This window comes from Exiguobacterium sp. s127, assembly GCF_018618695.1.
Lineage (GTDB): Bacteria > Bacillota > Bacilli > Exiguobacteriales > Exiguobacteriaceae > Exiguobacterium_A > Exiguobacterium_A oxidotolerans.
On the sequence record NZ_JACSMO010000001.1, the window covers coordinates 553,359 to 565,717 of the forward strand.

The following is a 12,359-nucleotide window of genomic DNA, read 5'->3' on the forward strand; positions in this document are numbered from 1 at the left end:
TAATGGGGAAGTTGATTGGAGGGATTGGATGTATCATTCAAAAAAAACATGGCTCGACAAAGCAGTCGATCCGCTAAAAATAGACGAGCTGGTCGCGCAAGCGTCCGTCTCACCGAACGTAGCCCGTCTGCTAGTCCAGCGTGGTCTCGAGACGCCGGCTCAGGCAACGGCCTTTTTAGAAGCAGGACAAATGCCGTTCCACGATCCATTCCTGTTTCAGGATATGGAAAAAGTCGTCGCACGGATTAAAGAAGCTGCCGATCAAGGTGAAATGATTTTAATTTATGGGGATTATGATGTCGATGGTGTCAGTTCGGCTGCGATTTTGTGGCATGCGTTAACTGAAATCGGGGCAATGGCAGAATGTTATATCCCGAACCGGTTCACGGAAGGCTACGGACCGAATGAAGCGGCCTTCCGCTGGGCGGTCGAAGAAGGATTCGGATTAATCATCACGGTCGACTGCGGGATTTCAGGTATCAAGGAAGCAGCCGTCTTAAAAGAGTTAGGTGTCGACCTCATCATCACCGATCACCATGAGGCGAAAGAAGTTCTCCCGGACGCCTATGCGATGATTCACCCGGGTGTCGATCGCAACTATCCGTTCTCAAAACTCGCTGGGGCAGGTGTTGCCTTTAAAGTCGCACACGCACTGCTCGAACGTGTCCCGACGGAGTTGCTTGACCTCGCCGTGCTCGGAACGATTGCCGACTTAGTACCGCTCGTCGATGAGAACCGGTTGCTTGCGACAAAAGGAATTGAAGCGTTGAATGGAAGTGAGCGTCCCGGCATCTTGGCACTACGCCAAGTCTGTAGTTTGACGGAAGACGAACTGACGGAAGAATCGGTCGGGTTCGCATTCGGTCCCCGGATCAATGCGGCCGGTCGACTCGATTCCGCGATGCCGGCACTTGAGATGTTACTTGCTGAGACACTCGAGGAAGCCGTCGTACTTGCGAACCAGCTCGACCAACAAAATAAACAACGGCAAGACATCGTCAAACAAATCGCGGAAGAAGCGACAGCACTTGTCGAAGAAAAATATCTAGAAGACCGTGTGCTTGTTGTTGACGCGGACAACTGGAACCCGGGTGTCGTCGGCATCGTCGCCTCACGACTTGTCGAGAAATATCACCGTCCGGTCATCATGCTTTGTCATGATGCAGAGAAGGGGACGGCGAAAGGGTCTGGTCGCTCGATTGCAGCCTTCGATTTATTTGCCGAGTTGACGCTATGTGAAGACATCTTACCGCATTTCGGTGGACACCCGGCAGCTGCCGGCATGACACTCTCGTCGGATGACGTCGTCACGTTACGTGAACGCTTGAATGCACAGGCTGCCAAACTACCGGATGAAGCCTTCATCGCGACGATTGAGATCGACTTGCGTCTACGCGTCTCTGACGTTTCAATCGGATTGATTGAGGAAATTGGTCGCTTAGCTCCGTTCGGTATGGGGAATCCGGCACCACGGATCGTCATCGAAGACGCTAAAATTCGGGACATGAAACGGATCGGCCGTGATTTGACCCATTTGAAGGCGCTCTTATCGGATGGAACGTCAGAGTTAGACGGGATTGGTTTCGGTTTCGGTGACGCGGTAGACGAAATTTCACTACTCGCTGAAGTCTCCTTGATGGGGAGTCTGAACATCAATGAGTGGAATGGTTTTCGGAAGCCGCAATTGATGATTCAAGATTTGGCTGTCGCCGATTATCAATTATTTGATTACCGCGGTGGGAAAAAACCATTAACGGACATTTTTGAGTTGCCCCAAGAACAGACGACGCTCGTTGCATTTTCGGACGAGACAAAACAAAAATATGCCGAGCGTCCGCTGAATGGAGCGATTCATGAAAATGTTGTGTTCCTCGACTTACCGGAGACGGAAGAAGCATTCTTACCGTACTTGAAACAGGCGGAGCGGATTTATTGTGCGTTTAAGGATGAAGGGTACTACTTCGAGGCGATTCCGTCGCGTGAAGACTTCAAGCATTACTTTAATTACTTCGCAAAATGTCCACGCGAAGAGTTGCGAATCGGACTCGTTCGTTTGTCGAAAACAAGAAAATGGTCGAAACGTTCGATTAACTTTATGCATTCAGTGTTTTCGGAACTCGATTTTCTTGTTACAATGGAGGACGGGCTACCGGGTGTGAACCCTGACGCTGAAAAACGAGATTTGACGGAGGCCGCGACGTACAAGCGTCATGAAGAACGTCAACGTCTCGAGCAACAATACATTTATTCGTCACTCGCTCAGTTGAAAGAGCGTTTTGATACTTTAGTGGAAGCGGCGAAGCAGGAGGAAATGACATGGAGTTCAAACAGCATATAAAAGAGGTCGAGAACTGGCCGAAAGAAGGAATCAGCTTTAAAGACATCACATCATTGATGGAAAACGGTCCGGCTTACAAACAATCGGTCGATGCACTCGTCGATTACGCACGCAAGCAAGGGGCAGACGTTATTGCAGGACCGGAAGCACGTGGATTCGTCGTCGGTTGCCCTGCGGCATACGCGATGGAAATCGGTTTTGTTCCCGTTCGTAAAGAAGGCAAGCTCCCTCGTGAGACAGTCCGTGTCGAGTATGGTCTTGAGTACGGCAAAGATGTCTTGACGATGCACCATGATGCAATCAAACCAGGGCAACGTGTTGTCATCCTGGATGATTTGCTTGCGACAGGCGGGACGATTGAAGCAACGATCAAAATGATTGAACAACTTGGTGGTACGGTTGCCGGAATCGGGTTCTTGATTGAATTGGATGGACTTGGTGGACGTGAAAAATTAGCAGGTTACGATATTTTGTCATTGATTCGCTACGAAGACTAATGACAGGAATACTCTCCCGACGAACTTGTCGGGGGGGTATTTCTTTTTATTTTGACATCTTATAAAGATTTCACGATAATAGGAGATATATATTAGGGATTTAGGCGGAAGCAATCCCGGGGACTGGGTGAGGAAAAGGGATGACAAATAAACAAATCGTAAACGTAGAAGACCTTCTCGCTCGATGTGCGGAATACATGACAGAGGCAGAAGTGAACGATATTGAACGTGCCTACCAATTCGCAAAAGACGAGCATGATGGACAATTTCGTCGATCGGGTGAACCTTATATCATTCACCCGGTACAAGTTGCCGGGATTCTTGTCGACATCGGACTTGATGCCACGACGATTGTCGCAGCGCTTCTTCATGACGTCGTAGAAGATACAGACATTACGCTTGAAGAGTTGACGGAACGCTTTGGACCGGACGTCGCGATGCTCGTTGATGGTGTGACGAAACTCGGGAAAATTAAATATAAATCCAAACGTGAAGAATTAGCAGAGAATCACCGGAAGATGTTCATTGCGATGGCAGAAGACATTCGTGTCATCTTGATTAAGCTTGCTGACCGTCTGCATAACATGCGGACCTTGCAACACATGGTCAAAGAAAAGCAAGTTCAAAAAGCGGAAGAAACACTCGAAATTTTCGCGCCGCTTGCACACCGTCTCGGGATTTCGACGATTAAATGGGAGCTTGAAGACATCAGCCTCCGATACATCAATCCACAGCAATATTACCGGATTGTCTCGATGATGAAACAAAAACGAACGGAACGTGAAGCGCTCGTTAATTCCGTCATCGGAGAGGTCAATGAAGTGTTGGATGAAGTACAGATTGCTGCTGAGGTCGACGGTCGTCCAAAACACATTTACTCGATCTATAATAAAATGCAAAACTCGAAAAAAGAGTTCAGTGAAATTTATGATTTAATGGCAGTCCGAATCATCGTGGATTCAATCAAAGATTGTTACGCGGTCCTTGGTATCATTCATACGCAATACAAACCGATGCCGGGTCGATTCAAAGATTACATCGCGATGCCGAAACCGAACATGTACCAGTCGCTGCATACGACCGTCATCGGACCGAAAGGGGAGCCGCTCGAAGTTCAAATTCGGACACGGGACATGCACTTCATCGCCGAGTACGGAATCGCCGCACACTGGGCGTACAAGGAAGGAAAAGAGCAAGAGGCGAAATCGGGCTTCGAAGACAAGATTGCTCATTTCCGTGAGATCCTGGAGTTACAAAAAGATACAGCGGACGCGGAAGAGTTCATGGAATCCGTCAAAGTCGATTTCTTTAGTGATATGTTGTACGTCTTTACACCAAAGGGCGACGTCATCGAGCTACCGAAGGGCTCTGTCCCGATCGATTATGCTTACCGTATTCATACGGAGATCGGACACCGGACGATTGGTGCGAAGGTCAACGGACGGATGGTTCCAATCGATTATAAATTGAAAACGGGCGATATCATTGAAATCGTTACGTCGAAGCATAGTTACGGTCCAAGTAAGGACTGGTTAAAAATCTGTGTCTCGAGTCAAGCGAAAAATAAAATCCGTCAATGGTTCAAACGGCAACAGCGCGAAGAAAATGTCCTTAAAGGGCGCGAGTTGATTGAAGCAGAAGTTAAAAAACTTGGTTTTGAACCGAAGGAAGTCATCACGGATAAAACACTCGAAGACGTCACGCGGAAGTTCAACTTCGGTCAAGAAGAAGACATGTACGCCGCAGTCGGTTACCATGGCTTGACGGCTGCCCAAGTCGCTCACAAATTGACGGAAAAGTTACGCAAAGATAAAGAATCTAAAAATCTTGAGTTGAATGACGCCATCAGTGAGATGAAAACATTTGACCGTCCGAAAAAACAAAATCCAGAAGGTGTGCGTGTCAAAGGCATCGACAATATGCTCGTCCGGATGAGTCGCTGTTGTAGCCCGGTTCCCGGGGACGACATCGTCGGTTATATTACGCGTGGACGCGGGGTGTCGATTCACCGTTCGGATTGCCTGAATGTTTTGAATGAACAAAATCCGGAACGCTTGCTCGAAGTCGAGTGGGAGCATGAAGGAAAAACGGTCAAGAGTTATAACGTCGAAATCGAAATCTCGGGGTACGACCGTGCGGGTCTACTCAATGAAGTATTGCAGTCTGTTTCAGCAACAAACACGAACATCGTTGCCGTCAGTGGTAAAGGCGATGACAGCAAACAAGCGAAGATTTCGATGACGATCGCGATCAATAACGTCAATCACTTACAAAAGGTCGTTGACCGGATTAAACAAATCTCAGACGTGTATGCAGTCCATCGCGTCATGATGACGTAAGGAGCGGATAGGATGAGAGTCGTTTTACAACGCGTCAAAGAAGCGAGCGTGACGGTCGACGAATCAATCATCGGTCAAATCGATCGGGGATTTTTATTGCTCGTCGGTGTCACGCATGAGGACACGCTCGATCAAGTCAATTGGTTAGCAGATAAAATTGCCGGGCTACGCGTGTTCGAGGATGAGGAAGAACGGATGAATCGTTCACTCGATGATGTCGACGGGAAGATTTTATCCGTCTCCCAGTTCACGTTATACGGAGACGTCAAAAAAGGGCGGCGTCCGGCATTTACCGAAGCCGCGAAGCCGGATCTTGCAAATGAACTTTATGAAGCTTTCAATACACGACTTCGCTCGAACGGTGTAACGGTCGAAACGGGACAGTTCGGTGCGATGATGGATATTGCCCTCATCAATGACGGACCGGTCACGTTAATTTTAGAAAAGTGACCAAAGTCTTGACAGGACTTCGGGAACGATGCAATATAAATGGTAATAGAACGATTATAGAACCGATGACGAAGAGGAGTAGTCCAAGACCTCGTCTGCTTAGAGAGTCGCCCCTTGGCTGAAAGGGTGATCAGATGAATTGGGTGAAAGACCCTTCCGAGGTATTTTCCTGAACACTGCAGTAGGGAAAATCGTAAGCAGGCGTTAACTGCACCGAGTGGCTGAATTTTTTCAGCAACCAGGGTGGTACCACGGGATCTTCAAGTTCTCGTCCCTTTGCGGACGAGGACTTTTTTGTATTCATTTTTAAGGAGGAATTAGGATGAAATTACCACGCGGTACGTTTGATATCCTTCCAGGGACGGTTGAACGCTGGCAGTATATCGAAAATCAATTACGTGAGATCAGTAAACGATACAACTATAAAGAAATTCGGACACCAATCTTTGAAGAAACAGAACTCTTCAAACGGGGTGTCGGAGAAACGACCGACATCGTTCAAAAAGAAATGTTCATGCTCGAAAAACGCGGAAAAGATCAATTTACGCTTCGTCCGGAAGGGACGGCAGCGGTCGTGCGTTCATTCGTGACGAACAAACTGTACGGAGCACCGAACCAGCCGACGAAATTGTTCTACATCGGACCGATGTTCCGTTATGAACGTCCGCAAGCAGGACGTTTCCGTCAGCTCCACCAGTACGGCGTCGAAGCACTCGGCAGTGAAGAACCGGCAATCGATGCAGAAGTCATCAGTCTCGCAATGAGCATCTACCGGTCATTCGGTCTGAAACAATTAAAACTCGTCATCAACTCGCTTGGTGATAGCGAAAGTCGTGCCGCGCACCGCGAAGCACTCGTCAATCACTTCAAGCCGGTCGCACACGAGCTGTGTCAAGATTGTCAAAACCGTTTAGAAGCGAACCCGTTGCGTGTCCTTGACTGTAAAGTCGACCGGAACCACCCGAGTATGGCGACGGCACCATCGATTCTCGATTTCTTGAACACGTCATCGAAAGATTACTTCGATCAAGTCTTGTCACACCTCGATGCGTTAGGGATTGAATATGTCATCGATCCAACACTCGTCCGTGGTCTTGACTATTACAATCACACGTCGTTTGAAATCATGTCCGAGGCAGAAGGTTTCGGTGCGATTACGACGCTTTGCGGCGGTGGACGGTATAACGGTCTCGTCGAACAAATCGGTGGACCTGCGACACCGGGGATTGGGTTCGGAATCGGAATCGAGCGTCTCTTGATGGCACTTGAGAATGAACAAGTCCTGCCGGAAATCGACGAGGCAATCGATGTCTTCATCGTCGCCCAAGGCAACGAAGAAGTCGAAAAAACGGCGACACGTCTTCTCCAATTGATGCGTCTCGAAGGACTCACGGCAGATCGTGATTATCTTGGTCGTAAATTTAAGGGGCAATTCAAGGCAGCAGACCGGATGAAGGCGCGGTATACGGTCATCCTCGGTGATGAAGAAGTTGAACGTGGTGCCGCAGCGTTAAAAAACATGGAGACAGGCGAACAGACAGATGTTCCCTTGTCGGCGGTCGCAGATACGATCGTCGCAAAATTAAAGGAGGCAGCACAATGATCGGACGCACACATATGAATGGACACGTGACGGAAGATGTCATCGGACAATCCGTCCAGCTAAAAGGATGGGTTCAAAAACGACGTGACCTCGGGGGCTTGATTTTCCTCGATCTTCGCGACCGGACAGGAATCGTCCAAGTCGTCTTCCAACCGGAAAACGAACAGGCACACCGCTTAGCAGAATCGATTCGTTCCGAGTACGTGCTTGATATTAAAGGGAAAGTCGTCCAACGTGAAAATCCGAACCCGAACATGCCGACGGGGCTCGTTGAAGTCGTTGCGGACGAAGTCGTCATTTTGAACGCTTCAAAAATGACGCCATTTCCAATCAGTGAAGAAGCAGAGCAAACGTCAGAAGATCTTCGTTTGAAGTATCGCTACCTTGATTTACGTCGTCCGTCGCTCCAAGAGACATTCCGCCTCCGTTCGAAAGCGTCGAACATCATGCGGAACTTCCTCGACGAACAGGACTTCCTCGAAGTCGAAACACCGATTTTGACGAAGTCGACACCGGAAGGCGCGCGTGACTATCTCGTACCAAGCCGTGTCCACCCAGGTGAATTCTATGCTTTGCCACAATCACCACAGTTGTTTAAACAGTTACTGATGGTATCTGGTTTTGAACGCTACTTCCAAATCGCACGTTGTTTCCGTGACGAAGACTTACGGGCAGACCGTCAGCCGGAGTTCACGCAAGTCGATATCGAGACGAGCTTCATGGACGTGGAAGACTTGTATGCGATGATGGAGTCGATGATGACACGTGTCATGAAAGAGACACTCGGAAAAGACATCGTGACACCATTCCCACGGATGCCATACGCAGAAGCGATAAGCCGGTTCGGTTCGGACAAGCCGGATACACGCTTCGGTCTCGAACTGATCGATGTTGCGGAAGCCGTCAAAGGGGCGGGCTTTAAAGTCTTCGACATGGCACTTGAAGCCGGTGGCGAAGTCAAAGCATTGAACGTCAAAGGGGCGGCAGACAACTTCTCGCGGAAAGACATCGATAAATTACAAGAGTTCACGGCCATTTACGGCGCGAAAGGTCTCGCCTGGGTCAAAGTGACTCCGGACGGCTTAAACGGACCAATTGCCAAATTCTTTGATGAAGTAGCGGCTGCCCGTCTTATCGCTGCGACGGAAGCAGAAACAGGCGACTTACTCGTCTTCGTCGCAGCAAAAGCGTCAATCGTTGCCGACAGCCTCGGCGCACTGCGTCAAAAACTGGCGAAAGAACTTGGTTTGATTGACGAAACGGTCTTTAACTTCCTGTGGGTGACGGACTTCCCGCTCGTGACATTCGAAGAAGAAGACGGTCGTTTCTATGCGAACCACCATCCATTCACGATGCCACGCCGCGAAGATCTTGATAAACTCGAAACGGACCCGGGCAGCGTCCTTGCCGTCGCCTATGACCTTGTCTTGAACGGATATGAGTTAGGTGGCGGATCGCAACGGATTTATGAGCGCGATATCCAAGAGCGGATGTTCAAATTACTTGGTTTCACGGAAGAAGAGGCGAACGAACAGTTCGGTTTCTTGATGGAAGCATTTGAATACGGCACACCACCGCATGCTGGAATTGCACTCGGACTTGACCGCTTGATCATGTTACTCGCGGGACGGACAAACTTACGCGATACGATCGCTTTCCCGAAAACGGCGTCGGCGAGCGACTTATTGACTGCAGCACCGAGCCCGGTCTCGGACGCACAATTAAATGAGTTGTCAATCCGGACGGCTGTCAAACAATAATCATCACAACAGACTTTCTTCCTCTTTTGGAAGGGAGTCTGTTTCTTTTAGTTGAATTGGTTTTGACTAATTCAAGATTCTGATTTCCGTAAGAGTGATTGGAAGAATAGGAGGGGACAGCAATGGAACGGAGTTTTTTTGAACGATCGCCGCTTGAGGTCGGCAAAGACTTGATTGGAAGTGTGCTGACGGTTGATGACGTCACGATGCGAATCGTCGAGGTCGAAGCGTATCTCGGACCGTACGATCAAGCTGCACATTCTTACAGTGGCCGCCCGACGAAACGGACGGCACCGATGTTCGGTGAAGCGGGGCATCTCTATGTCTACTTCACCTATGGCATGCATCATTGCTTAAATTTCGTCTGTGGAGACGTCGGACAAGGGTATGCCGTTTTACTGCGTGGGGCGGAAATCATCTCAGGTCATGAGATCATCGCCTACCGTCGATTTAATAGATCGTATCACGAACTGACAAAAGCCCAACTCAAAAACTTAGTCAACGGACCGGCGAAGCTTTGTCAGGCCTTCGGGTTAACGACTGCTGAGTCGGGAGAAGATTTGTATCAAGAACGTTTCCGGCTCGTTGCGGGTCAAGCCGGACAAATCATCGAGACGACACGAGTCGGGATTCCGAATGCCGGTGAAGCGACACACTATCCGTGGCGGTTTTATGAAGAGGGAAGTCTTGGTGTCAGTAAAAAATGACAACAAAAAAGACGCGAGGGACGATGAAGTCCGTCGCGTCTTGACGTTTTATTTAGGGGTATTCGTCGTTTTTTTAGATTGTTGTTGTTTATAAAACTTATAGACGATTGGTCCAACTGTCGTCGCGAGCGTGATTAACGTTCTTAATTTTCCTTTTTTAGCCATCTGCCTGTCACTCCTTACACCGTTTTGTATTAACTATATTCCACGAAAACAAAAAGCTGAAACCTTTTCGGCATATTGCAGAGTAGGCGAGTCACGAAATCCTTGAGATGATGAAACTAGACGAGTGTGAGAGGAGACGAGATGATGAGTGGAATCGTATGGTACCGTGCTGATTTACGTGTCGATGATCACGAAGCCTTAGCACAGGCACGGCAGGCACATTCAACGGTCAAAGCTGTCTTTGTTCAACAACCGTTAAATACGAGACGATTTGAACGGGGACATGCTCAACTGAAATTTGAGCGTGAAACATTACAGACGCTTCAGGAAGAGTTAGGACGACTCGGAATCGAGTTAACGATTTTAACCGGGGACGTCAGCGAACAGTTGGGACGGTTTATGAAGCCGGGAGACGTCGTTTATTTTCATCGAATGACAGGGTATTACGAGTTAATTGATGAGCAGGCAGTGCTTGCACAATTCACGGCACGCATCTATGAAACACAGACGTTGTACCGCCGTGAACAAATCGGTAGCGATAAATTGGCGCATGTCTTTTCGGCCTTTCGAAAGAAAGTCGAGCGGTCGGGTCATTTTGAACAACCAATCGCGCTTGAATACCCTACGGCTGCTATTACGTTACCCGCTTATGACTCAGATGCTGCGTTTCCCTTTGAAGGAGGCGAGATGACGGGGAAAGCAAGATTAAAAGCGTATTTGGAAGGACCCGTTTTTACGTATAAGGAAACACGGAATGGTTTCGGTCGGGATGATTCCTCCAAATTATCGGCCTGGTTAGCGAACGGTTCCTTATCCCCACGCCGGGTCATGGCAGAACTTCAAAACGCGGAAAGACGCCATGGTGCTAATGAATCGACATACTGGTTGTATTTCGAGTTACTTTGGCGCGACTTTTTTCATTTCACGATGCGTGAGACAAAGAACCGATTATTTCTTGCACACGGATTAGGAGAAGGGAGTAAAGTCTGGTCGACGGACGAGTCAATCATTTCGATGTGGATCGAAGGACGAACCGGGCAACCGTTCGTAGATGCCTTTATGCATGAATTTCGAGAAACAGGATGGATGTCGAATCGTGGGCGGCAAATTACTGCGAGTTATTTGATTCATGAGCTTGGGCAGGACTGGCGCGTCGGGGCGTCATACTTTGAAAGCCAACTGATCGATTATGACGTCGCTTCAAATTACGGTAACTGGGCTTATATCGCAGGTGTCGGAAACGCGACTCGAATTCCACGCTTCAATCCTACTTTTCAGCAGCAAATGTATGATCCGACAGGCGCCTTCACGAAGCGTTGGACATCACGCTGAGCCGTTAAAAAAATATCATTTTTTTAGAAGCAGATTGAGTTGCAATTCGGTTAGGGGAATGCTATATTAAATGCAACAGATGGGGTTCCTGAGATGTACGAGAGCCGCCTTTTATCTTTGAGCCACTCTTTTTTGATAGGGAGTTTGACGTTCCAACTAGTAGTACATGCCTCGTAACACAGCAGGAGGACGTACGAATAGGAATCGGATAAGACACCCACCTGCACAGCAGGTTCAAAAATAAGGTATCGACACGGCACTTCGGGTCCCATCGTCTTTTTATTAAAATTAAAAAACGTTTTAAAAAAGACACGTCGCATGACGTTTTTTTTTATGATATAATTCCGAGTAAAACAGTATGAGAATTGTGAGGTTAGAGAAATGTTGCATCAATTTTCACGTAATGAATTAGCAATCGGTAAGACGGGACTTGAAGCATTGGCATCAAAGTCTGTCGCTATCTTAGGAATTGGCGGCGTCGGATCGTTTTCAGCAGAAGCACTGGCACGGAGTGGTGTCGGACGATTGATTCTCGTCGATAAAGATGACATCGATATCACGAACGTCAACCGGCAAATCCATGCCTTGCTCCCGACCGTCGGACAGCCGAAAGTCGATGCGATGGCAGATCGTTTGATGTTGATTAATCCCGACATTGAAATCGTCCGTCTGAAGATGTTTTACAATGAAGAAACGTACGAATCCTTTTTTGAACAACAACCGGACTATGTCATCGATGCATCAGATACTGTCTCGTTCAAGATTCATTTAATTAAAGAGTGTAAACGACGAAACATTCCAATCATCTCGAGTATGGGGATGGCAAATAAAATGGATCCGACACGGATTAAGATCGTTGACATCAAAGACACGACATATGATCCGTTAGCGAAAGTCATCCGGACACGTTTACGCAAGGAAGGGATCCATAAAGGGGTTCCTGTCGTCTTCTCGGATGAACCACCTGTCAAAATCATCGAAGAAGTGCGTCAAGTCGTCGGAAATGACGAAGCGGTTATTCGAAAAGCGAAGATGCCCCCAAGTTCGAACGCATTCGTTCCGTCAGTCGGTGGTTTGATTGCAGCAAGTCACGTCATCAATGAGATCGTTCGCGAAGCAGGCGTTACGATTGAACGCGTCCGTTAAAAAAAGCGACCACTTCGGTCGC

9 protein-coding genes, 1 other RNA gene and 1 other annotated feature are annotated in these 12,359 nt (G+C 48.3%); all 10 genes read left to right on the plus strand.

Annotated features, from left to right (window positions below; translation table 11 throughout):
- Positions 1–28 precede the first annotated feature (28 nt).
- Positions 29–2,338, plus strand: a complete 2,310-nt coding sequence (recJ, locus tag KNP98_RS02665) for a single-stranded-DNA-specific exonuclease RecJ (RefSeq protein WP_214810650.1) — start codon at positions 29–31, stop codon at positions 2,336–2,338.
- Complete coding sequence (locus KNP98_RS02670; RefSeq protein WP_029331033.1) at positions 2,317–2,835, plus strand: adenine phosphoribosyltransferase; 519 nt, start codon at positions 2,317–2,319, stop codon at positions 2,833–2,835. The genes recJ and KNP98_RS02670 overlap by 22 nt, the downstream gene beginning before the upstream one ends.
- Positions 2,836–2,975: 140 nt before the next feature.
- Entirely contained in the window at positions 2,976–5,174 is a 2,199-nt protein-coding gene (locus KNP98_RS02675) for a RelA/SpoT family protein (protein WP_214807267.1), read from the plus strand.
- A gap of 12 nt (positions 5,175–5,186) precedes the next feature.
- Complete coding sequence (dtd, locus tag KNP98_RS02680; RefSeq protein ID WP_088837519.1) at positions 5,187–5,624, plus strand: D-aminoacyl-tRNA deacylase; 438 nt, start codon at positions 5,187–5,189, stop codon at positions 5,622–5,624.
- Positions 5,625–5,680: 56 nt separating this feature from the next.
- Positions 5,681–5,903, plus strand: a binding site (T-box leader).
- Positions 5,904–5,946: 43 nt separating this feature from the next.
- Positions 5,947–7,227 carry a histidine--tRNA ligase gene (gene hisS, locus KNP98_RS02685; RefSeq protein WP_251132001.1) on the plus strand — a complete coding sequence of 427 codons (1,281 nt, stop codon included), beginning with the start codon at positions 5,947–5,949 and terminating at the stop codon, positions 7,225–7,227.
- On the plus strand, positions 7,224–8,987 hold the full coding sequence (gene aspS / locus KNP98_RS02690; RefSeq protein WP_214802169.1) for an aspartate--tRNA ligase: 1,764 nt from the start codon (positions 7,224–7,226) through the stop codon (positions 8,985–8,987). The genes hisS and aspS overlap by 4 nt, the downstream gene beginning before the upstream one ends.
- A 122-nt stretch (positions 8,988–9,109) precedes the next feature.
- The gene (locus tag KNP98_RS02695; RefSeq protein ID WP_088837516.1) at positions 9,110–9,694 is read left to right on the plus strand and encodes a DNA-3-methyladenine glycosylase; all 585 of its coding nucleotides are present in this window, start codon (positions 9,110–9,112) and stop codon (positions 9,692–9,694) included.
- A 309-nt stretch (positions 9,695–10,003) separates the two neighbouring features.
- The gene (locus tag KNP98_RS02700; protein ID WP_214766472.1) at positions 10,004–11,191 is read left to right on the plus strand and encodes a DASH family cryptochrome; all 1,188 of its coding nucleotides are present in this window, start codon (positions 10,004–10,006) and stop codon (positions 11,189–11,191) included.
- 82 nt (positions 11,192–11,273) lie between these two features.
- A non-coding RNA gene (ssrS, locus tag KNP98_RS02705) (6S RNA) lies at positions 11,274–11,463 on the plus strand.
- Positions 11,464–11,572: 109 nt separating this feature from the next.
- Entirely contained in the window at positions 11,573–12,337 is a 765-nt protein-coding gene (locus tag KNP98_RS02710) for a tRNA threonylcarbamoyladenosine dehydratase (RefSeq protein ID WP_088837514.1), read from the plus strand.
- Positions 12,338–12,359: the final 22 nt, after the last annotated feature.

Excerpts from the sequence above, each read along its gene's own strand:
- recJ (WP_214810650.1), top strand. The coding sequence starts at position 29 with ATGTATCATTCAAAAAAAACATGGCTCGACAAAGCAGTCGATCCGCTA.
- KNP98_RS02670 (WP_029331033.1), top strand. The coding sequence starts at position 2,317 with ATGGAGTTCAAACAGCATATAAAAGAGGTCGAGAACTGGCCGAAAGAA.
- KNP98_RS02675 (WP_214807267.1), top strand. The coding sequence starts at position 2,976 with ATGACAAATAAACAAATCGTAAACGTAGAAGACCTTCTCGCTCGATGT.
- dtd (WP_088837519.1), top strand. The coding sequence starts at position 5,187 with ATGAGAGTCGTTTTACAACGCGTCAAAGAAGCGAGCGTGACGGTCGAC.
- hisS (WP_251132001.1), top strand. The coding sequence starts at position 5,947 with ATGAAATTACCACGCGGTACGTTTGATATCCTTCCAGGGACGGTTGAA.
- aspS (WP_214802169.1), top strand. The coding sequence starts at position 7,224 with ATGATCGGACGCACACATATGAATGGACACGTGACGGAAGATGTCATC.
- KNP98_RS02695 (WP_088837516.1), top strand. The coding sequence starts at position 9,110 with ATGGAACGGAGTTTTTTTGAACGATCGCCGCTTGAGGTCGGCAAAGAC.
- KNP98_RS02700 (WP_214766472.1), top strand. The coding sequence starts at position 10,004 with ATGAGTGGAATCGTATGGTACCGTGCTGATTTACGTGTCGATGATCAC.
- KNP98_RS02710 (WP_088837514.1), top strand. The coding sequence starts at position 11,573 with ATGTTGCATCAATTTTCACGTAATGAATTAGCAATCGGTAAGACGGGA.